At 36.9% G+C, this 23,408-nt stretch carries 17 protein-coding genes; 8 read left to right on the top strand and 9 right to left on the bottom strand.

Annotated features, from left to right (window positions below; translation table 11 throughout):
* Window positions 1-122 precede the first annotated feature (122 nt).
* Entirely contained in the window at window positions 123-278 is a 156-nt protein-coding gene (locus tag Q0983_RS03220; protein ID WP_299548621.1) for a hypothetical protein, read from the top strand.
* Window positions 279-339: 61 nt separating this feature from the next.
* Here the strand turns inward: Q0983_RS03220 and Q0983_RS03215 are convergent, their stop codons facing one another.
* Together Q0983_RS03215 and Q0983_RS03210 are read right to left on the bottom strand one after the other, a co-directional pair.
* On the bottom strand, window positions 340-597 hold the full coding sequence (locus Q0983_RS03215; protein ID WP_299548619.1) for a hypothetical protein: 258 nt from the start codon (window positions 595-597) through the stop codon (window positions 340-342).
* A 13-nt stretch (window positions 598-610) separates the two neighbouring features.
* Complete coding sequence (locus Q0983_RS03210; RefSeq protein ID WP_299548616.1) at window positions 611-874, bottom strand: hypothetical protein; 264 nt, start codon at window positions 872-874, stop codon at window positions 611-613.
* A gap of 484 nt (window positions 875-1,358) precedes the next feature.
* Here Q0983_RS03210 and Q0983_RS03205 point away from each other — a divergent pair, with 484 nt between their 5' ends.
* The 3 genes from Q0983_RS03205 (at window position 1,359) to Q0983_RS03195 (ending at window position 3,951) form a co-directional block, all read left to right on the top strand.
* Complete coding sequence (locus tag Q0983_RS03205; protein ID WP_299548613.1) at window positions 1,359-2,543, top strand: delta-60 repeat domain-containing protein; 1,185 nt, start codon at window positions 1,359-1,361, stop codon at window positions 2,541-2,543.
* A gap of 471 nt (window positions 2,544-3,014) precedes the next feature.
* A complete protein-coding gene (gene ssb / locus Q0983_RS03200; RefSeq protein ID WP_299548610.1) occupies window positions 3,015-3,347 on the top strand; it encodes a single-stranded DNA-binding protein in 333 nt (110 codons plus the stop codon).
* 130 nt (window positions 3,348-3,477) lie between these two features.
* Window positions 3,478-3,951, top strand: a complete 474-nt coding sequence (locus Q0983_RS03195) for an HRDC domain-containing protein (protein ID WP_299548608.1) — start codon at window positions 3,478-3,480, stop codon at window positions 3,949-3,951.
* Window positions 3,952-4,114: 163 nt separating this feature from the next.
* Here the strand turns inward: Q0983_RS03195 and nadB are convergent, their stop codons facing one another.
* The 3 genes from nadB to Q0983_RS03180 all read right to left on the bottom strand — a co-directional run bounded on the left by nadB (window position 4,115) and on the right by Q0983_RS03180 (window position 8,636).
* Complete coding sequence (gene nadB / locus Q0983_RS03190; RefSeq protein WP_299548605.1) at window positions 4,115-5,674, bottom strand: L-aspartate oxidase; 1,560 nt, start codon at window positions 5,672-5,674, stop codon at window positions 4,115-4,117.
* Window positions 5,675-5,677: 3 nt separating this feature from the next.
* Entirely contained in the window at window positions 5,678-6,604 is a 927-nt protein-coding gene (gene nadA / locus Q0983_RS03185) for a quinolinate synthase NadA (RefSeq protein WP_299548602.1), read from the bottom strand.
* A gap of 223 nt (window positions 6,605-6,827) precedes the next feature.
* Complete coding sequence (locus Q0983_RS03180) at window positions 6,828-8,636, bottom strand: hypothetical protein (protein ID WP_299548599.1); 1,809 nt, start codon at window positions 8,634-8,636, stop codon at window positions 6,828-6,830.
* Window positions 8,637-8,929: 293 nt separating this feature from the next.
* Between Q0983_RS03180 and Q0983_RS03175 the strand changes: the two genes are divergently transcribed.
* Both Q0983_RS03175 and Q0983_RS03170 read left to right on the top strand, forming a co-directional pair.
* Complete coding sequence (locus Q0983_RS03175) at window positions 8,930-11,518, top strand: phosphoenolpyruvate carboxylase (protein ID WP_299548595.1); 2,589 nt, start codon at window positions 8,930-8,932, stop codon at window positions 11,516-11,518.
* Window positions 11,519-11,587: 69 nt separating this feature from the next.
* Window positions 11,588-13,003 carry an amidohydrolase family protein gene (locus Q0983_RS03170; protein WP_299548592.1) on the top strand — a complete coding sequence of 472 codons (1,416 nt, stop codon included), beginning with the start codon at window positions 11,588-11,590 and terminating at the stop codon, window positions 13,001-13,003.
* Between the two features lie 164 nt (window positions 13,004-13,167).
* Here Q0983_RS03170 and amt read toward each other — a convergent pair whose 3' ends face one another.
* The 3 genes from amt to Q0983_RS03155 form a co-directional block, all read right to left on the bottom strand.
* Window positions 13,168-14,406 carry an ammonium transporter gene (amt, locus tag Q0983_RS03165; protein ID WP_299548589.1) on the bottom strand — a complete coding sequence of 413 codons (1,239 nt, stop codon included), beginning with the start codon at window positions 14,404-14,406 and terminating at the stop codon, window positions 13,168-13,170.
* 24 nt (window positions 14,407-14,430) lie between these two features.
* Window positions 14,431-14,769: a P-II family nitrogen regulator gene (locus Q0983_RS03160; RefSeq protein WP_299548586.1), complete on the bottom strand. Its 339-nt coding sequence runs from the start codon at window positions 14,767-14,769 to the stop codon at window positions 14,431-14,433.
* Between the two features lie 77 nt (window positions 14,770-14,846).
* Window positions 14,847-15,845, bottom strand: coding sequence for an outer membrane beta-barrel protein (locus Q0983_RS03155; protein ID WP_299548584.1), 999 nt, complete (start codon window positions 15,843-15,845; stop codon window positions 14,847-14,849).
* A gap of 469 nt (window positions 15,846-16,314) precedes the next feature.
* Here Q0983_RS03155 and gltB point away from each other — a divergent pair, with 469 nt between their 5' ends.
* Together gltB and Q0983_RS03145 are read left to right on the top strand one after the other, a co-directional pair.
* Window positions 16,315-20,829: a glutamate synthase large subunit gene (gltB, locus tag Q0983_RS03150; protein WP_299548581.1), complete on the top strand. Its 4,515-nt coding sequence runs from the start codon at window positions 16,315-16,317 to the stop codon at window positions 20,827-20,829.
* Between the two features lie 4 nt (window positions 20,830-20,833).
* Window positions 20,834-22,297, top strand: coding sequence for a glutamate synthase subunit beta (locus Q0983_RS03145; RefSeq protein ID WP_299548578.1), 1,464 nt, complete (start codon window positions 20,834-20,836; stop codon window positions 22,295-22,297).
* Between the two features lie 68 nt (window positions 22,298-22,365).
* On the opposite strand, the gene fbp is transcribed toward Q0983_RS03145, so the two are convergent.
* Window positions 22,366-23,373 (bottom strand): class 1 fructose-bisphosphatase, encoded by a 1,008-nt coding sequence (gene fbp, locus Q0983_RS03140; RefSeq protein ID WP_299548576.1) that lies wholly within the window; start codon window positions 23,371-23,373, stop codon window positions 22,366-22,368.
* Window positions 23,374-23,408 lie beyond the last annotated feature (35 nt).

The following is a 23,408-nucleotide window of genomic DNA, read 5'->3' as shown; positions in this document are numbered from 1 at the left end:
ACCCAAAACCATAGAAATAAAGGATCGATATTGTACGAAAAAAATGGCGCAATTATTGTAGTTTTGCACCGTAGAACATTTATTAATAGCATAATAAATATTTAACAAAAATAATAAAATCAATGGCAATAGCTATAAAATCAATACCTGTATTATCTAAAGAGGCAGCATCTAATTTTGAAAAAACAATTGATGAAAACACTGCTAAAAGGTCAACTATTGACTTTTCTGAAGAGAAAAGCATAGCTGAAAAGATTTTAGCAAAAGCTAAATTATAGTAGCCTTTTACATAAAATCAAGGCATTGGAGATAATTTAAAAAATAAAAAGAGGGTTAATATTAACCCTCTTTTTTAATCTCTTTTATTTGAGCTTGCATTTTTTTACAGTCATCCGGTGGCTCAATGCCTAAATCTTCGCATATTTTGTTTATTGTATAGTAATAATACACATTTTGCATTTGCAAGGGAAATGATACTCCATCTTTACTTAGCATAATTCTATCAAAATCATCCCAGTTTTCATTGGAGACAACAACGCATCCGTTCGAAAGAAGGAAGTCTATAAATTGTTGTTGTCCTAAATGAGGGATTGTCATGATTTTTCAATTTTTATACTAATGGTATTTCAAATGTATTACTTTCTTCTGATTTTTTGAAACATTTCTCTAATATTTCAGGAGTAATTTCAGAAGCTTCAATTTTAGAAATAGGCAACCCCATATCGTAAGCTATTTTAGCTCGTAATGATATTAAAAGCTCTTTTTTAACCTCTTCTTCGGTCTCGCCTTGAACAACGAGGGCTTTGAAGTCATGAGACCAACCCATGAAACGAGAATCTCCAAACTTTTGAATTTCAGTGGTTACTACTAACATAATAAATACATTTAATAATATTTTTTAAATATAAACTTTTTTATAAAATCATAAAATACTGATAATCAGTATAAAAAGGGTGCAAATATATATAAATATAAACAATTATAGTCAAATTTAGCGTAAAATTTTGGATTTAATGTTAATTTTTTTACAAAATACAGTACTTGGTTAAGCAAAATAGAAGTCTGTTAAATAGAAGTAAAATTCCTATATTTACACATTAATCAAAAGCATATTTTTATTTAGAAATTACATTTATTGAAATAATATAAAATAGTAGCGTTAGCTATTATCTTGAGCAGGAAAACTGGTAATTTTCAAAATCTCACAAGGTAATAAGTTTTCGTTCACGCCAAGGGCGTGGGCTGTCTTATTGTGTGATGGGTATACCAGTGCCTCCTGTTCAGTAAGCTACAAACCCACGCTTCTTTTATTTTGCTAATCTTCATTTTGGGTTTGGATGATATTTATTATTGTTATCATGAAAAAACAAGCCCTGTCCTCTCTTTTAATTTTAGTTTATTTTTTAATCAATTGTTCCGCAGACACGCCACTACAAACCAAAACATTTACTATTGGAACCGGTTTTAATAATAATGTCCAGGATTTAGCCATACAAAGCAATGGCAAAATTATAGTTGGGGGCTTGTTTACAGAATACAATTCCAATCCATCAAATTTTATAGCCTGTCTTAATACAGGCGGAACAATTGATCCAACCTTCTTAGTTGGAGAAGGTTTTGATAGAAATATTAGAACGCTTTTTATTCAAACAGATGATAAAATACTGGTAGGTGGTCAATTTAATACTTATCAGGGAATCCCAGCCAGAGGGATCATTCGGCTAAACCCTAATGGCTTAATAGACAATACATTTGTTTACGGATCGGCGCTCAATGATTTTACTTCGGTTGAAGCATTTGCAGAGCAAAATGATTCTAAATTAATCATAGGTGGCGGATTTACTAATTATAATGACACAGGAATCAACAGAATTGCCCGTCTAAACCAAAATGGAAGTATCGATAATTCTTTTAATGTTGGAAGTGGTTTTAACGGTACCGTTATGGATATACAATTACAATCTGATGGCAAAATTATATGCGTCGGAGCTTTTACTAAATACAACAATGAAACTGTAAATGGAATCATACGATTAAATACCGATGGCACTATTGATAAAACCTTTGTGACTGGCTCTGGTTTTTCAACCACCCCAAACAATCCTTTCACAATAAACATTGAATCTGATGGTCAAATTATTATTGGCGGTAAATTTACAAACTATAACGGGACGGAAATAAATAGAATTATACGTTTAAATACCGACGGCTCATTAGATAATTCTTTTAATGTTGGAAGTGGTTTTAATGACATTGTCTTTTTTAGAAATGCTATTCAAAATGATGATAGATTAATAGTTTGTGGGGCATATACGGGTTATAATGGAAGTCCTGTTAATAGGATAGTGCGTTTAAAAACTGATGGGAGCATAGACAATACTTTTAATAATGGATCGGGTTTTGATTCTACCACATTATCAGTAGTAACACAATCCGACGGAAAGATTATAATAGGCGGAGCATTTTTAAATTACAATACTGATCCCGTATCTAAAATTATAAGATTAAATGCTGATGGAAGTTCAGATACAATTGACTTATAAACAATATGATTTAATTTAATATTGTATATTTATCATTATACGTATAGCACTATATCAGTTTTGGCTGTGTGTTAGGGTTGAACTCAATAGAGCGAACATTAACAAATATAATTGCTATTTGAAATGTAAGGCTTTATTTTGATTTAATCGGCAGGAAGCCCATGCTCTTTTTCGCTGATTTAGTAGCGAAATACCCATGAAATAAGGTACTTACCAATTTTAAAAAAAGCACATTTTAAGTGCGAATTTCAACTTTAGCATTTAGTGTAAACTTGTATATAATTCCCATTAAATAAAATTCTTTAATCATTTACAAACGACTACAAACATTTACAAACGATTTTAAATAAGTAATCACCGAATATTTTTTGGTTAGCGTTTCATATTTGCAGTGTCGATGTTTATGCTGAACGTGCTTCAGTAACAAAGAACTCGATAGTATTAACTGTTTAACATTAAAAATTTAAAATTATGAACGCACTTAGAAACAAAGTACAGTTGATTGGAAGATTAGGACAAGATCCTGAAATCATTAACTTTTCCGACGGAAACAAAATGGCCAAATTCTCACTGGCCACCGATGACAGCTACAAGGACAAAGACGGCAACAAAGTAGAACGTGCTTACTGGCACAACGTCATTGTAAAAGGCGGCCTGGTAAACGTAGTTGAAAATTACATTACCAAAGGCAAAGAAATCGCCATTGAAGGGAAACTTACCAACAGAAGCTATGAAACCAAAGAAGGTGAAAAACGATATGTGACCGAAGTACTTTGCAATGAATTATTAATGCTTAGTAAGTAATTAACAAGGCTGCCTAAAAACAATAGGACTGTCATTCTGTCCCGATAGCTATCGGGATCAGAATCTTATCAATTGATCTTTCTATCGTTTTTAGGCAGTCCTTATTAAAATAACCTAAAATATAAATATCATGAAGATCAAAGTATTCAATATAAGATTATCAAAAGAGCACCTGGAATCTGACCAAAATAAAGTGAATGCATTCTTAGAACACGTTGACATGAAAAAATCATCTACCTCCTTAATAGAAGGAAAAACAAATTATTGGTCGCTAATAGTTCATTATTTAAAAAAGGACCAAACAGCACCTGATCAGGAAGTTAAACCTGAAAATCATAAAACCGAAACAAAAAAACCCAAACTAACCGAATCTGACCTAAGCCAGGAAGAATTAATAATTGCTGATAGTCCAAAGCAATGGCGCAAGGATAAATCTCAAAAAGAAATGCGTCCTTCGTATATGATTTTATCAAATGCCGATATTTATTCGGTCGCCAAAGATAAACCCTCAGATTTCTCAGAATTATTAAACGTTCACGGGTTTGGAGAAAAGAAAGTGGAAAAATATGGGGACGATATCATATCACTGTTAAACGCCCTGTAAACCATACGAAACCCATTTAATTGAAACTAAAAGAGGCTCAGTACTGAGCCTCTTTACTTTTCTATACTTATTATTGTCATTCTGAACTTGTTTCAGAATCTATTCCATTCAATTTTCTGAGAACCTGAAACAAGTTCAGGTTGACAAAACCAATTGAGCCTCTTTATTTTTTTACATTATCCTTATTAAAATAACCGCCCTTATTCTCCTTTCGTTCCAAAGACTGACCGATAATAAGGTGTGCAATATTAATCATATTTCTTAACTCGCAAAGCGAAGCCGTTATTTTAGATTCTCGATACAGGTCTTCAACTTCGGTATAAATTAAATCAAGGTGTTTTATGGCTCGTTTTAAACGTTTATTACTACGTACAATCCCCACATAATTACGCATTAAAGCCTGAAGGCTTTTAAGACTATGTCTTATAAGTATATGTTCTTCGGGAATGGTAGTCCCTTCATCATTCCATTCGGGAATAACCACATCAGGTTTCTCATAGTCATTTTCTGAGAGGTACCTAAAAATGTTATGGGCATACACTAAAGCTTCCAATAATGAATTTGAAGCCAACCTGTTGGCCCCATGCAAACCGGTTCTTGAACATTCCCCACAGGCAAAAAGGTTTTCAACTGTGGTTTTTCCGTTTTCATCTACCGCAATACCTCCACATAGATAATGCGAAGCCGGCACCACCGGGATCCAATCTTTTTCAACGTTAATATGAAACGATAAGCATTTATTATAAATAGTTGGGAAGTGCGCTTTGAAACCTTCCATATCCAAATGCGTACAGTCTAAAAAGACATGGCTATCCCCCGCTTTTTTCATCTCTGCATCTATACTCTGGGATACAATGTCCCTGGACGCTAATTCTGCCCGATCATCATAATCCGGCATAAACCGTTTACCCTTTCTGTTTCTAAGGTAAGCTCCAAAGCCTCTAACGGCTTCTGAAATTAAAAAAGCCGATTCTCCTTTTCTTTGATATAATGCCGTAGGATGGAATTGTACAAATTCCATATCCTTAATTCTGGCCTTTGCCCTATAAGCCATAGCAACACCATCGCCTGTAGCAATTATCGGATTTGTAGTATGCCCGTATACGCAACCAATACCACCTGAGGCTAATAGTGTAGTATTTGCTTTTATCGTGAAAATATCACCTGATCTTTCATTAAGTACATAGGCACCATAACATACTAATTCGTCTTCATCACCACCTTTAATATGGTGATTGGTTACCAAATCAATAGCAAAATGATGTGCTAATAGGGTAATATTTGGTAGCTGATTCACGCGCTTAATTAAGGTGCGCTGCACTTCTGCTCCGGTAAGGTCTTTGTGATGAACTATTCTATATTCCGAGTGACCGCCTTCTTTACCCAAATCAAGATTTCCTTCGGCATCTTCATCAAAATTGGCGCCCCATTCTATGAGTTCCTTCAGCCGTTGCGGGCCTTCTTTCACCACCATTTTTACCACGTCCTCATTACACAAACCATCACCTGCTACAAGGGTATCCTCAATATGCTTTTTAAACGAATCTTCTTCTTTATTCAATACTACCGCCATACCGCCCTGGGCATATTTGGTATTGGACTCGTCCTCCCTATCCTTAGTAACAATAATGACCTTACGGTCAGGGAACCTTTCGGCAATTTTAACCGAATACGTCAAACCCGCCACACCAGATCCTATAACTAAGTAATTGGCTTCTAACATGGCTTATTTAGAAAGTTCCAGCATACGCTCAATGGGCAGTAAAGCACGTGATCTTAATGGTTCGGGGACATCAATACTAGGTGATTCGTTTAACAAACAATCATATAACTTTTGCATGGTGTTCATCTTCATAAAATGACACTCACTGCAGGCACAGGTATTATCCTCTACGGCAGGTGCAGGAATTAATTCCGTATCAGGCATTTCCAATTGCATTTTGTGTAAAATACCCGCCTCAGTCGCAACAATGAATTTTTCATCCTGGTGCTCTTTTACGTAATTGATCATCCCTGAAGTAGACCCAATATAAGTTGCTGTATCTAAAATATGTGTTTCAGATTCCGGATGTGCAATAATTTTATAATCCGGATGTTTTTTGTGAAGTTCAATCAGCTTATCCATGGAAAAGGCTTCGTGCACCACGCAGCTGCCATCCCAAAGTAACATATCCCGTCCTGTTTCCCGGATTATATAACGTCCTAAATTCTTATCCGGGGCAAATATGATCGGTGTATCCTCAGGAACCGAGTTTACAATTTTTAAAGCGTTGGATGATGTACAAACAATATCACTTAAGGCTTTAATTTCAGCAGAACAATTCACATAGGTGATCACAATATGATCGGGGTGTTGTTCTGTAAAGGCCTTAAATGCATCTGGTGGACAGGAATCGGCCAAAGAGCAACCCGCATCTAAATCCGGTAAAACTACGGTCTTTGACGGATTTAAGATCTTAGCAGTTTCTGCCATAAAATGTACGCCGGCAAATACAATAATATCGGCATCGGTTTCAGCGGCTTGTTGTGATAAACCCAAACTATCCCCTACATAATCGGCTATATCCTGTATAGCACCTTCCTGATAGTAGTGCGCCAAAATAACCGCATTCTTCTCTTCCCTTAATCGGTTTATCTCTTTTACTAAATCCATTGTAACTCCCTAACTTAAAAATAATTATAAACAAACCCGGTTGAAGTGAACCAAGTTTTAAAGTACAAATATCCTAATTAAAATCCTTATTGTATTACGTTTCGCTTAAAAAAAGAAAATGAATTAAGAACCAATAATCTTTTTATAAATTCATTAAACTTTTGTTAAGTAATTACTTAAAAATTTGGCAAAACTAAAACATGAATTTGTTGGACTCCTGCCATTATTGGGCTAATGACAAACTGTTTATACGGTCCTGAATCCGTTTTAAAGCGGTTTCGTTCCTTTCTAATTCTTTTAAAATAGAAGTTCTGGTGTTCTCTAACAAGTTATTCATATGGTTAAATAACCCTTTGTAATATGCTATGCCCTCCTGCATATTATTTACAAATGTGTGTAAATACCTTTCTTCTTTTTTGTTGAACGTATGCTTTATTGTGTCTATTCTGTTTTTCAAAAAATCGATATAAATATTTAGTTCTTTGATAAACATATTGGGCCTGTCATTTCCTGAGATCATATTATCTCTTCCATAAATATGATCGGTAATATTTTTCAGGCTCATAATCCTAGAATAGTATGCCATATTTGGACCGGGGCAAATAGAAACGCCTTTCCCTTCAACTTTGGTATCTAAATCATAGGATAACAGTGCAGAAGTCCCTAAGCCTACACAAGTACAAGACTTTTCAGTTATCTTTTTAAACTGAACCTGATACACTTCTGATGGCAGGTTTTTTGATTTTAACTCTTTCAGTTTTAAATATTGATATTCCCTTGATGCTGTGCAAATACCCTTTTCGCTAAACTCTTTATTCAGAGCCACAAATTTTTTAGGGCAGGAACTGCCAGGTCTTCCCTTAATTATGTAATTTTCCTTTTCCACATCTTTGGTATTGCTTTTAAGGTTATTAAAAGGCACTCCCAGTGGTGAAATATCACTTAAATATAAATCCTCTTCCTTAGCTTTAGCCAGTTTTTCTAAGGTGTCTTTATCTACTGTTGTAGCTTCGGGAACCAGTAGAAATGGGCTCCCCCAGCCTACAGAATCTAAAGAGTACTCATCCATTAAAAATTCATGTTCCTGATGGGTGCCAACACCTCCCTGGGCAGAAATGGTTAGGTTAAGCGGCTCTTTAGGAACCACCCGTCCGGTTCGTTCCAATTCCTGAATTAGCAATTCATGAATTAAATCTCTTAAAGTTTCTCTTTTTTCTTTAAATTCTGCCAATACAGGCCCCAAAAGATAACCGTCTGTTGCGAAGGCATGACCTCCACAATTAAGCCCGGACTCAATTCTGTACTCAGACACCCATAATCCTTTTTTTGCCAAGAATTTTCCCTGTATTAAGGCCGATCTATAATCGCTTACTTTTAAAATAATCTTTTTATTAAAACCGCCATTTATGTCAGGATAAAAGTCATCAAACTCTGCCATATAAGCGAACAGCCTGGGATTCAATCCTGCCGAAAGAATAACCGAAGCATTCAACTTACTTTTTGCAAAACCTCTTAAAGCAGCATGGGCATCATTATATTCTGCAGGTAATTTTTCTTTTTTAGAATAATTGTCCTTGTCAACCTTAGTCATAATATTAACATCAATACTACCCTTTTTTAAATTTTTAAAGACCCAGTTTTTAATTTCAGAGGTATTAAGCCCATTTTCAGTGAGCCTTGTAAATTCCTCTTTCAGGGTTTCTCCATTTGGGAGCATATTTAAATAGGCCTTAATAGCTTCCCCTTTATCCATTGAAAAGCTTTTAAGCAATTCAAATTTCTTATCAACCAAATCGTGCATCAGATTCAAATAAGAAGTAATCCGTTTAGACCTAAAATCAGTTACTTTATTGGTAATTTCGGTATAAGGGATCTCAAATTTTTCACAATACATCTTTCTTAGCTTCTCCAATAAAATATCATCTACTAAAGAAATAACTGAATCTATACCGTATTGCGCCACTTTAAACGGCGTATCTATCGTAAACCCGATACCCATGACCGGTATATGAAAAGAGTGTGAATGTTTCATTTAAAAAGTTGCTTTTATAAAATGGCTAAACCAAAAAAGCGTAAATGTATACTTTGAACTTTTGCTACAATATGATATTTATCATGCGGATTGGGAAACGACCTCCTCGCTTAAACAAAAAAAATGACATGGAGAGGCAAAAACCGGTTATGAAAATTGAACGATATACACTGTTTCTTTAATTTTTCATAATTCCTTCTTGTTAAACTACAGAAATCCGTAAAATTTCAAGCCGCCTAGGGTCTTTGATAATCCTTTATTATTTTTACGGTCAATTTATATTTGAGCAAAGAATGTCTATAGAACCAAAATTAAAACGATTTAACCAAAGCGTATTGTCTAAATATCAAATATACAACAGTATATTTATGACATTGCCTTTTGACAGTGTTACCAAAACAGGGGTTTTACTTCCGTTATTTCATGAAACTTGTGTAAAAGGGTTTGCAAACGGAGATGACCCAACTACTATAGTGGATACCTTCTTTAAAAAGTACCAGGCCAGGCGTTCTGAGCCAAGTCAGATAAACTTGTTGTTCCGTTTCATTCAATATATTGAACGGCAAGTTGTATTATTTGACGCTATTGAAGATGCTGCTTTCTCCAGGGTAAATAATATGGAAGGTGTTGGTACCTTAAGGTATTTAAAGGGGTTTGCCAGGTCTAATAACCAACTGGATGAGCTTAAACAATATCTTGAAGAGTTTAAGGTACGTATTGTATTAACGGCACATCCAACACAGTTTTATCCCGGTTCAGTTTTAGGTATTATTACAGACTTAACTAAAGCTATAGAAGAAAACAACCTGTCTGAAATAAATAACCTGTTCGGGCAGTTAGGGAAAACACCTTTCTTTAAACGTAAAAAGCCAACGCCTTACTTTGAAGCAAAGAGCTTAATATGGTATTTAGAGAATGTGTTCTATCATTCGTTCAGTGACATATACAATTACATTCAGCAGAATATTTTTGACGACGGCAAAAAACATAACGACATCATCAATATTGGGTTCTGGCCAGGTGGTGACCGGGACGGAAATCCATTTGTAAAACCAAACACGACCTTAAAAGTGGCGAGAAAATTAAAGCAGGCCATTTTAAGAAAGTACTATGCCGATCTAAAATATTTAAGACGTAAACTCACTTTTAGAGGCGTTGAAGACAGGATCATCAAGTTAGAAACTATTATTTACAAATACAGTATCAACCTGGATGCTAAAGAAACTATTACTGCCAGAGAGCTTTTATTAGAGCTGTTAAGCATTAGAAAAGTCATAGTAAATGAGCACCAAAACCTGTATGTTAGTGAGATTAACGACTTGATAAACCGGGTGCATTTATTTGGATACTACTTCGCTACCCTGGATATCAGGCAGGACAGTAGAATACACCACTCTGTATTTACTACTGTTGTTGATTATTTAATTGAAAAAGGCAGTAAATCGATCCCGAAAAATTATCATGATCTGTCTGAGGCCGAACAGGTAAAAATACTTTCTGAAGTTAGCAATGAGCATATAGACTTTGAAGATTTTGAAGACGAAATGGTTTCAAACACTTTAAGAACTATTGAAGTTATTAAAGAAATTCAGGAATTCAATGGCGAAAAAGGCGCTAACCGATATATTATCAGTAACAACCAAACCGCATTAAATGTGATGCAACTGTTTGCCATGCTTAAAATGGTTGCTTTTGATGACGATTTAACGGTTGATATTGTTCCGCTTTTTGAAACTATTACCGACCTTGAAAATGCGCCTGCCGTTATGGAGCAATTGTACACGAATCCGGTCTACAAAGCGCATTTAGAGAAACGCGGAAACAGGCAAACCATTATGCTTGGTTTCTCAGACGGCACCAAAGACGGTGGTTATTTAATGGCTAACTGGGGTATTTTTAAAGCCAAAGAGCAATTAACGGAAATGTCCAGAAAATACGATATCACAGCTATTTTCTTTGATGGCAGAGGTGGACCACCAGCGCGTGGCGGTGGAAAAACACATAATTTCTATGCGTCTTTAGGCCCAACAGTTGAAGACAAAGAGGTACAGTTAACTATTCAGGGGCAAACGATCAGTTCTAATTTCGGAACAAAAAATTCATCGCAATTCAACCTGGAACAATTGATCAGTTCCGGAATTTTTAATAGAATAGGAGAAAGCGATAATGCTTTATCTGATGAAGACAGAGCGGTCATGAATGATCTGGCCGAAACCAGTTATCAAGCCTATAAAGACTTTAAGAGTCATGAGAAGTTCATCCCGTATTTAGAACACATGAGTACTTTAAAGTACTATGCTAAAACCAATATTGGCAGTAGGCCTTCAAAAAGAGGCAACTCTGATAAATTAGTATTCTCGGATCTTAGAGCCATTCCTTTTGTAGGATCGTGGAGCCAGTTAAAACAAAATGTTCCCGGATTCTATGGTGTTGGTACAGCCATAAAAAAGTATGAAGACAGAGGCGAATTTGATAAAGTACAGCAACTTTACAATAACTCTAAATTCTTTAAGACCTTATTGGAGAACAGTATGATGTCATTAACCAAATCGTTCTTCGATTTAACCAAGTATATGGCAAAAGATGAAGAGTTTGGTGAATTCTGGACTATTATTTATAACGAATACCTGGAAACAGAACGTTTATTATTAAAAGTAACGGGTTACGAAGAGTTGATGGAACATGAACCCGCGAGTAAAGCCTCTATTCAGGTCAGGGAATCTATTGTATTACCACTATTGACCATTCAGCAGTACGCCCTTAAAAGGGTACAGGAACTTAATAAAGAAGCAGTTAAAGACGAGGAGAAGATCAAGATCTTCGAAAAGATTGTGACCCGTTCTTTATTTGGTAATATCAACGCCAGTAGAAATTCGGCATAAGCCACTATAGATTACATTGCGCAATTATTCTTATCTTTTATGGGAATTAATTGCGCTTTGTAGTTTATTATGAAAATATTACCTCTTATTACATTTTTTCTGGGCATTGGAACATTAACTTCACAGACCAACCTTTCTCAGGAAACAAAGTCTTATGTATCTCACGAACGCGGGCTTTACGTCCTTCAAAACCTGACCATTGTTGATGGTACCGGAAATCCGCCCAAAACCAATCAGGATATTATTATTGAAGGCGAAACCATCAAATCCATCGGTACTGATCTAGCCATCCCCGAAGGCGCAACCGTAATAAATATGGAAGGCAAAAGTGCCACTCCTGGTCTGGTGATGCTTCATGAACATTTGTTTTACCCAAAAGCTACTCCGGATAAAAGGTTTGGTGTAAACCAAATGAGTTATTCATTTCCTAAACTGTATTTAGCCGGTGGCGTTACTACCATGCGAACCGCCGGCAGTATCATGCCTCAGGCCGATGTTAATCTTAAAAAAGCCATAACGAAAGGTATGCTTCCGGGCCCGAAAATGGATGTTACCAGTCCGTTTTTAGATAGAGAAGGCACAGGTTTACTTGAATTAGGCACCTTTTCATCCAGTGAACAAGCCTCCAATGCTGTAAACTTTTATGCCAACATGGGCATAACCTCTTTTAAAGTTTACAATTTCATAACTAAAGACGACCTGAAAGCCATTTGTGATGCAGCCCATGCCCGAGGCTTAAAAGTCACCGGGCATCTATGTTCCATTACTTATAAGGAAGCTGCCGATATAGGCATCGATAATCTGGAACATGGTTTTTTTACAAGCAGTGATTTTATAAAGGATAAAACGGAAAACGAATGCCAGCCTTTCGATATGAGAAAGTCGTTGCTGGAACTGCCGGTTGATTCAAAAGCCATGAAAGACCTTATTAGTTATTTGGTTAAAAAGAACGTGGCATTGACATCCACCATCAATGTATTTGAACCTTATACCGGTCGTGAGGTCGTTCCCGGAGGTGGTTTAGATGCTCTATATACTCAGGCTAAAGAAAAAGTTTATAACCGATGGGCCAGTAAACAAGGAAAAGATTCTTTGGATTATGTCATGTTCAATAAATCCAAAGTTTGGGAAAAAGCTTTTTATGATGCCGGAGGCCTTTTAGTTGCCGGCACCGACCCAACTTATGACGGAAGAATCGTTGCAGGTTATGCTAATATGAGATTAGTGGAACTATTTGTTGAAATGGGTTTCACAATTCCCGAAGCTGTGAAAATTTGCACCCTAAATGGAGCCATATATTTAGAGCAGGATGATTCCATAGGAACATTAGCCCCTGATAAAACAGCTGACTTAATTATTTTAAATAAGGATATTAGTCAGGATATTTCTGCCATTAGAACCATTGCAATTGTATTTAAAAACGGTATTGGTTATAATTCAAAAAAACTATTTAAAGCTGCTGAAGGTGTAGTAGGCATTCGATAGCATTTAAACCTCAATTATTGAGTAAACAATAACCCCCGGGCAAATGCCCGGGGGTTTTTAATACTTCTAGGTTAGGGATTAATTAAAAGTATTAAGAAGATCAAAAAAAAGGTGTCTTAATATGTTAAGACACCTTTTTTACTAACTATAAACTAATATTAATATTAGTGCTCATTCATACGGAAATCAGCATAAGCACTCATACCATGCTCATGACCGTCAAGTCCTTCCAATTCTTCTTTTTCAGAAACTCTAATTCCAACTGTTTTCTTCAATACGAATAGAATTAAGAACGAAGAAGCAATACATATGGCAGCATAAGAAGCCACACCTACTAACTGACTAATGAACTGATCCATTCCAGCTAATTCACCAAAGATTCCTACTGCTAAAGTTCCCCAGATACCACATGCTAAGTGAACAGCAATGGCACCTACAGGGTCATCTAATCTTAATCTATCAATAAAGCTAACAGCAAATACTATAATAACTCCTGCAATAGCACCTATAAGAACAGCATCTTCCGGGCTCATTTGGTCCGCTCCGGCAGTAATACCAACTAAACCTCCTAAAATACCATTTAAGAACATGGTTAAATCTAAGTTCTTGAACTTTATAAATGATACCAAAGCAGCAATAACACCACCAGCAGCCGCAGCCAAACAAGTAGTAACTAAAGTTAAAGATGTTAAAGATGGGTCAGCAGATAATACAGAACCACCGTTAAATCCGAACCATCCTAACCATAGGATTAAAACGCCGGCAGTAGCCATTGGTATGTTATGACCTGGTATAGCCTGAGGCTTACCTTCTTTAAACTTACCAATTCTGGCTCCAAGTAACCAAACAGCTACTAAGGCAGCCCAACCACCTACGGAGTGTACTAATGTAGAACCGGCAAAATCATAAAATGGAGTTTCTCTCATATCCAGGAATCCGCCACCCCATTTCCATGATCCGGCCAATGGGTAAATAATACCTACATATAAAACTACAAATATCATGAATGGTCCAATTTTAATTCGCTCAGCAACAGCTCCTGATACAATAGTGGCAGCAGTAGCGGCAAACATGCCCTGGAATAAGAAATCGGTCCACCAGGTATAGCCACCATCGGCATATTCCGGTGTCATTCCTCCTTCAGGAGGTGCAATTCCAAACCCGGCGAATTCAAAAAACCCTGAAGATCCTTCACCGAACCCTGGGTACATCAAGTTAAATCCTAAAATATAATATAATAAAAGACCAACTGTAATAATAAAGATATTCTTAAATAAAATATTGATTGTATTCTTTTGTCTTGTCAACCCAATTTCTAAGAATGCAAAACCAGTGTGCATGAAGAAAACGAGTGCAGTACAGACCATCATCCATACGTTATTTGCTGTAAATAATCCTTCCATAATTAAATAATTTTTTAAGTGTTATTATTTTAAAGTGTCTCCACCCTTTTCTCCTGTTCTTATTCTGTAACATTCTGAAATATCAGAAACAAAGATTTTTCCATCACCCACTTCGCCTGTAGCAGCAGAATCAAGAATCGCTTTAATTGTTACCTCTTCAAAATCATCATTTACAACGATTGATAAATATCTACGCTGAATGTCACTCGTACTATATGATACACCTCTGTACACATGGCCTTCTTTTTCATTCCCTAAACCGGTAACATCCCAGTAAGAGAAGAAGTTTACTCCAACAGCGTGAAGCGCTTCCTTCACAACACTGTATTTGGATTTTCTAATAATTGCTTCAACTTTTTTCATAATTGAAATATATTTTATTGGTTAGACATTAAACCAAAAGCATTGCTTAGGCAATGCTTTTGAATTTCTTTATTTATTTAAAATGCGTAGATTGCGGCTAAAGTAAAGGCTGCTAAATTATCTGCTGCAGCACCATCATTGTCTATATAGGGCATGCTGTTACTCCAGGAGTCTAATCTAACTTCTGGCTTGATAATTAAGTTATCAACAGTGAAGCTTCCTGTAAGTGTAGCAGCAAAAACATTTGGTAAATCATCTCCATCACCATGTAATCCAAAGTACTCACCTCTTAAACCTAAAGAAAAGCTATCAGAAGCAGCTACTTGAGGATAAAGTGCAGCACCATAGAAACCAGCACCATCATTATCATTGTATGCAGCATTGATTCCTAAGAAGAAAGAGTCAGATAGATCAAAACCACCTGTATAGTCAATTTCAAAACCTAAACCTCCATTGTTACCACTATCGTAGTATAAGTTCAGGTATTGACCGTAAAAACCTAACTGAGCTCCTAAACCATATTCACCGGTCATAGAAACGTTGTTGGTATCCCAAGGGTTGGTAATTGCTAACATTAAGCTAACATCATCAGATAAAGTGAAATCTGCTTTCAATCCAACATGAGAAAAAGGACCGTTAGAAAATAAATAAGAACAGCTATAGTTAAAGTTTGCTGCCGGAGCAATAACTTCATAACCTAAAAAAGTATTCCATCTACCAAGTGTTAAAGTAGTACCCTCAGAGACATTCCAGTAAACGTATGCCTGATTTACGATACCATCAACAATATCAGTGTTAAAGGTAGCGCCTGCACCTCTTGGTCCAGTTACTAAATCAATAACAGCACCTACTTTTTCACCTTCATAGCTGGCAATAATGTTAGCCATACCTAAAGCAAAACCTGTTTGGTCGGCAAAAGCAGTTCCAAAAGACACACCTTCATTATCCGGTGCAGTAAAGTATGTTTGGAAATAAGCATCTACAGAACCACTAATAGTCAATTTTTTAGATTCCTCTTCTTGTGCAAATAATGCAGTTGCTACAAAAAGCATTGTAAGAGTAAATAATTTTTTCATGATTGTTTTCAATTTTTAAGATTAATTTTTATTAGTTAATTTTCCTTAAGAATGAGCCAAAACTATGTTAAAAAGTTTTAACCCCCATAAAAAAAGGGGGTCATTGATTCATTTTTATAGATATTTTAATTTTTACCCTGTTTTTTTATAGGTATTCTGTTATTTTTTTGATTTTTTGATTTTTCAACAATGAAATTATTTGAATTATTGTCAGGTTTTTCAGTTTTTTCATGTTATTATTTTTAATAATTTCAACTTTTGTTATTATAAATTCAGATATCTGCATTTATCATTAAATTTTAGTGATTGAATATTTATTAAAAAACCCGGGGAATATTGATATATAATTATTTTTAGCTGCACTTCGTTTCTAAAATCGAAATAATGATTTGCCCATTATTATTAATTTAAAATCTATACCTATCTTCGCTTACTTAGTCACGTTTTAAACCAATATAATTAGTTGATTATGCTGAAGAAACAAGGAATGTATTCACCGGAATTTGAACACGCTAACTGTGGTGCCGGTTTTATTTGTAACCTTAAAGGGGAAAAGACAAATCAAATCATCCACGATGCATTAGAGATTCTGGTAAAGTTAGAACACCGGGGTGGTGTAAGTGCCGATGGAAAAACAGGTGATGGTGCTGGTTTATTAATTGATATCCCTCACGATTATTTTAAACGTGTTTGTGATTTTGAATTACCTGCTCCAAGAGCCTATGCTGTTGGTATGGTTTTCTTACCAAAAGTTGCAAACCAATACCAATATTGTAAAGACACTTTTGAGCGCGAAGTAAAGGCTCAGGGACTTACCATTTTAGGATGGAGAGAAGTGCCTGTAGACTCTTCGCAATTGGGAGACATTGCCAAGGCCTCAGAGCCTAATATAGAGCAATTATTTATTGGCAAAACAGATGATATAAGCGAAGCTGATTTTAAAGCAAAGCTGTATGCGGCCAGAAAAATAGCAGAACATGAAATCAGGCTATCTAAAATATCACAATGTGACTATTTTTATGTGCCTAGTTTATCTACAACTACCTTGATATATAAAGGTATTATTATGCCCGAAGATATTGGGCCGTATTATACCGATTTACAACAGAAAGATCTGGTTACCAGGTTAGCTTTGGTACACCAGCGTTTCTCTACAAACACCATGCCGGCATGGGAATTGGCACAACCGTTCCGCTTTATGTGTCAGAATGGGGAGATCAATACGCTACGTGGTAACGTGAGTAGAATGCGCGTACGTGAAGAGATTATGAAAAGTGATGTCTTTGGTCCGCAAATTGAAAAATTGTTTCCGATTGTTCTTCCCGGAAAATCCGATTCTGCCTCTATGGATATGGTGGTTGAATTATTAACACATACAGACCGTTCTTTACCTGAGATCATGATGATGATGATCCCTGAAGCCTGGGAAAAGCATAAAACCATGAGCGCGGAGAAGAAAGCATTCTATGAATACAACTGCTGTATTATGGAGCCCTGGGATGGCCCTGCCTCTATACCGTTTACAGATGGTGATTATATTGGTGCTTTATTAGACAGAAACGGTTTAAGACCATCCCGATACACTTTAACTAAAAGTGGTAAATTAATTATGTCTTCTGAAGTAGGTGTGGTTGATATTGATCCGGAAGATATTGAAATGCACGGTAGATTGGAACCTGGAAAAATGTTCCTGGTAGACATGAATGAAGGGCGTATTGTAGGTGATGAAGAAATTAAGAACAAAATAGTTTCCGAAAGACCCTATAAAGCCTGGTTAGATAAAACAAGACTGCACCTTAGAGATGTTCCTTATACCAACGAGACTTGTCCTATAGAGACCATCGATATTAAAACACGTCAGCGTTTATTCAACTATACTATTGAAGATATCCAGGAGGTTATCACACCAATGGCTCAAAAAGGGAAAGAAGCTCTTGGTTCCATGGGTATAGATACGCCTTTGGCTGTGTTGTCTGACAGACCACAATTAATTTCAAATTATTTCAAACAATTATTCGCTCAGGTAACCAATCCACCATTAGATGGTATCCGTGAGGAAATTGTAACTGACATTAGTTTGAATCTTGGTAAAGACCGCAATATTTTCAGTATCACAGAAAGACAATGCAGAAAACTACGTATTCAAAACCCTGTGATCTCTAATGCGGATCTTGAAAAGATCAGAACCATTCAAATAGAAAGTTTTAAGGCCGAAACCATCCATATGCTTTATCCAAAAGCACAAGGGTTAAATGGTTTGGAAGATGCTTTAGAAGATATAGTAAGACAGGTTGAAAAGGCTTTAGACAGAAAAACGAATATCATCATTTTATCCGATAGAGGGGTCAATAAAGATTTTGCTCCTATTCCGGCGCTTTTAGCTTGTTCCTATGTAAACCATCAATTGAACCGTTTGCGTAAGCGTTCTTATTTCGATATTATCATCGAATCTGCTGAGCCTCGTGAACCGCATCATTTCGCAACCTTATTTGGTTATGGTGCTTCAGCAATTAATCCATATATGGTGAATGAAATAATCAGAATGCAGGTGAAGGAAGGGTTCATTACAGGTATGGATGAGCAACAAGCAGTAACCAACTTTAATAGGGCAATTGGAAAAGGAATTTTAAAAATTATGAACAAGATTGGGATCTCAACATTGCACTCGTATAGAGGTTCTCAAATTTTCGAGATTGTTGGTTTCAACTCACAATTTGTTGAAAAATACTTCCCGTATACCGCTTCCAGAATTGAAGGTATCGGATTATACGAAATTGAAAAGGAAATTAACGAGCGTTATAAATACGCTTATCCCGATAAACAAATTAAAAACCGTTTAGGTCTGAACATTGGTGGTGATTACCGTTGGAGACGTAATGGCGAACGCCATATGTTTAACCCAACCACGGTTGCCAAGTTGCAACAAGCCGTTCGGTTAAGTGATCAGAAAAGCTACGATGTTTATGCAAAAACCATCAACGAACAATCTGAAAATTTAATGACCATCCGCGGGTTGTTTGAGTTTGATAACTTGGACCCCATTCCTATTGAAGAAGTAGAGCCCTGGACAGAAATTGTAAAGCGTTTTAAAACAGGTGCCATGTCTTACGGGTCTATCTCACGGGAAGCACACGAAAATCTTGCCATTGCCATGAACCGTATTGGAGGTAAATCCAATTCCGGTGAAGGTGGAGAAGACAGACGTCGTTTCCAAAAAGATGTGAATGGTGACAGCAGAAACTCGGCTATTAAGCAGGTGGCTTCAGGACGTTTTGGAGTAACATCGCATTACCTGACCAACTCTCAGGAGATACAAATTAAAATGGCCCAGGGTGCTAAACCGGGAGAAGGTGGACAATTACCGGGTGAAAAGGTATTGCCATGGATTGCAGATGCCAGAAACTCCACACCGTTTGTTGGTTTGATCTCGCCGCCACCTCATCACGATATATATTCTATTGAGGATTTGGCACAATTGATCTTCGATCTTAAAAATGCGAATCGCGATGCCAGAATCAACGTAAAATTAGTATCAGAAGTTGGTGTTGGTACTATTGCTGCCGGTGTTGCTAAAGCGAAAGCAGACGTAGTATTGATTTCCGGATTTGACGGTGGTACCGGAGCCTCGCCGTTAACCTCATTAAAACATGCCGGATTACCATGGGAGCTTGGTTTATCGGAAGCGCAACAAACACTGGTATTAAATGACTTAAGAAGTAGAATAGTTGTTGAATGTGACGGCCAGTTAAAAACCGGTCGTGATGTGGCTGTAGCGGCTTTATTAGGTGCCGAGGAATTCGGATTTGCAACAGCACCGTTAGTAGCTTCGGGTTGTATCATGATGCGTAAATGTCATCTGAATACTTGTCCGGTAGGAGTTGCCACACAAGACAAAGAGTTACGTAAAAACTTTAAAGGAACACCGGAACACGTTATTAATTTCTTCTACTATGTGGCAGAGGAATTAAGAGGTATTATGGCCCAGTTAGGGTTTAGAACGGTTGCCGAAATGATTGGTCAAACTCAGAAAATCAATGCCAATAAAGCTATAAAGCATTATAAGGCCAAAGGTCTTGATCTATCTAATATTTTACACAGACCCGCTGAATACCATCAGCTTACTATTAGAAATACGGAAGCGCAGGATCACAATTTAGATGAGGTGCTGGATTTCACAATTCTCAAAGACTCACACAGAGCTTTATACAGAAAAGAAAAGATGAATCTGGCCTATCCAATCAGTAATGTTGACAGAACTGTTGGTGCCATTGTAAGTAATGAGATTTCTAAGATCTACGGACATTTAGGCTTACCTGAAGATACCTTAAATATTAATTTTACCGGGTCTGCCGGACAAAGTTTTGGAGCTTTTGGAGCATATGGGTTAACCTTCACTTTGGAAGGAAATACCAATGATTACCTCGGTAAAGGTTTATCCGGTGCTAAATTAATTGTGAAGAAACCTGCTAAAGCCGATTTTGTTGCAGAAGATAACATCATTGTTGGTAATGTATGTTTATTTGGTGCCGTTCATGGTGAAGCTTACATAAACGGTATAGCCGGTGAACGTTTTGCAGTACGTAACTCAGGAGCTACAGCAGTAGTTGAAGGTGTGGGAGACCATTGTTGTGAATATATGACGGGTGGTAAAATTGTGGTTTTAGGAAAAACCGGAAGAAATTTTGCAGCCGGTATGAGTGGTGGCTATGCTTTTGTTTTGAATGAATCAGGACAATTCACTAATGGTTTATGTAACGAAGAAACTATTGATTTCGATCCGATCGACGAAGCTGATGAAGCAGAATTAAAAGGGTTGATTGCCAACCATGTAGCCTATACAAATAGTAACAGAGGTAAAGAAATTTTGGCCGACTGGAACAACTACCTCCCAAAATTCGTGAAGGTAATGCCTAAAGAATATAAAATAGCATTGGAAAGAATTGCTAACGAAGAACCAATGGTAGAAGAATTAACAATAGCATAATGTCATGGGAAAAGTAACAGGATTTAAAGAATTTGACAGACAGGATGAAGCTTACAAACCGGTTGAAGACCGCTTGAAGCACTATAAAGAGTTTACGGTTCCTTTATCTGAGGAAGAAATCACAAAACAGGGATCTCGTTGTATGGATTGTGGCATCCCGTTTTGTCATAGTGGTTGCCCGTTAGGGAACTTAATTCCGGATTTCAACCATATGGTACACCAGGGGGAATGGCAAAAAGCATCGTGGATATTACACTCTACCAATAACTTTCCGGAATTTACAGGACGCTTATGTCCTGCGCCTTGTGAACAATCGTGTGTTTTAGGTATTATTGAAGACCCTGTTTCTATTGAGAATATAGAGAAAAACATTGTGGAGCGTGCTTTTCAAGAAGGTTGGATAAAACCACAACCTCCAAAGGTAAGAACTGACAAAACCATTGCGGTTGTAGGTTCCGGGCCTGCAGGTTTGGCTGCAGCTCAACAATTAAACAGAGCCGGACATACCGTTACTGTCTTTGAAAGAGATGATGAGATCGGTGGTCTGTTACGTTATGGTATCCCTAACTTTAAAATGGAAAAGGAAATCATCGATCGAAGATTAGCCATTTTAGAAGCTGAAGGTATCACGTTTAAAACCAACGTAAATGTTGGCGTAAATTACGATGTTGAGCAGTTAAAAGCATTTGATGCTGTAGTGTTATGTGGTGGTGCTACCGAAAGACGTAGCTTACCAACTCCGGGGATTGATGCCGAGGGCGTAGTACAGGCTATGGATTTCTTAACCCAACAAACTAAAGTGTTGTTTGGTAAAGAGGTAAAAGACCAGGTTATGGCTACCGGGAAGGATGTGATTGTTATTGGCGGTGGTGATACAGGATCTGACTGTATTGGAACCTCAAACCGACATGGTGCAAAGTCAGTTACCAATTTTGAGATCATGCCTAAACCTCCGGGGCATCGTTCGCCTACCACACCATGGCCCTTCTGGCCATTGCAGTTAAAGACCTCTTCTTCTCATAAAGAAGGTTGTGACAGAAACTGGTTAATCAATACAAAGGAGTTTATTACCGATAAAAGCGGAAAACTGACGGCTTTAAAAACGGTTAATGTAGAATGGAAAATGGTTCCGGGTGAACGCCCGCAATTAATAGAAATTGAAGGTACCGAAAAAACATGGCCTTGTGATTTGGCTTTATTGGCTCTTGGGTTTACCGGACCGGAAAGCACCTTAGCTGACAAATTAGGTATTGAAAGAGATGCCCGTTCTAATTACAAAGCGGAGTACGGAAAATACCAAACCAATATTCCGAATATCTTCACTGCCGGTGATATGCGCCGCGGACAATCCCTAATTGTTTGGGCCATTTCCGAAGGTAGGGAAGCCGCCCGTCAGGTTGATATTTACTTAATGGGTAAATCAGATCTGCCTACAAAGAATGAAGCCGGCGATTTAGTGGCATTATAGAAAGAATAGACTTTTATGTATAAAAAAATGCGAACCAAAAGGTTCGCATTTTTATTATTTAATCTTCTCTATTGAGCATTCCTCATAAACTCTTCAGCCTTTTCAACCATATTTTTGCTCCCGCAAATAAAAGGCACGCGCTGGTGCAATTCGGTGGGTTCAACATCCAAAGTTCTTATAAATCCATCACTTGATTTCCCATTGGCCTGTTCTGCTAAAAATGCCATAGGATTACATTCATATAGTAAACGCAATTTACCATTAGGATTCTTAGAACTTTGAGGGTACAAATAAATCCCGCCTTTTATCATATTTCTATGGAAATCAGACACCAAAGAACCAATATACCTGGACGTATACGGCCGGTCTTCCTCTTCCAGCTGACAATATTTAATATAATCTTTTATCCCTTGCGGAAAGTGAATATAGTTGCCTTCGTTTACGGAATAGATGTTACCGTCTTCGGGAAACTCCATGTCAGGATGTGACAGATAAAAAGACCCTATAGCCGGATTTAAAGTAAATCCGTTCACGCCATGTCCGGTTGTATAAACCAGCATGGTAGATGTCCCATAAACCACATAACCAGCGGCTACTTGTTCACTGCCTTTTTGCAAAAAATCTTTAAGTTGAACCGGGGTTCCTATAGGTGTTACTCTTCGGTATATTGAAAAAATGGTTCCTACCGAAACATTCACATCAATATTTGACGACCCGTCCAAAGGGTCTATCAATACAACATATTTATTTTGGTGATTTTCATCCTGGCTGTTAATAGTTATGAAATCGTCTTCTTCTTCACTGGCAATCCCACAAACTATATTTCTTTTAGTAAGCGTTTGAATGAATTTTTCATTAGCATAGACATCCAGTTTTTGCTGATCTTCACCTTGTACATTGGTGTCACCAACCGCACCGATAATATCCACCAATCCTGCTTTGTTCACTTCATGGTTTACAACTTTTGCTGCCAGTCTGATGGAATTAAGAAGGCTTGATAATTCTCCTGAAGAATACTTAAAAGATGCCTGATTTTCAATAATAAACTCGCCTAAAGTTTGCTTTTTGTGGGCCATAAATAAGAAGTGTTTTAGTTTGTGCAAATATCCAT

Source organism: Seonamhaeicola sp., assembly GCF_028281565.1.
Classification (GTDB): Bacteria; Bacteroidota; Bacteroidia; order Flavobacteriales; family Flavobacteriaceae; genus Seonamhaeicola.
The sequence above is the reverse complement of the archived record's forward strand: the minus strand, read 5'-3'. Positions and strand labels throughout refer to the sequence as shown.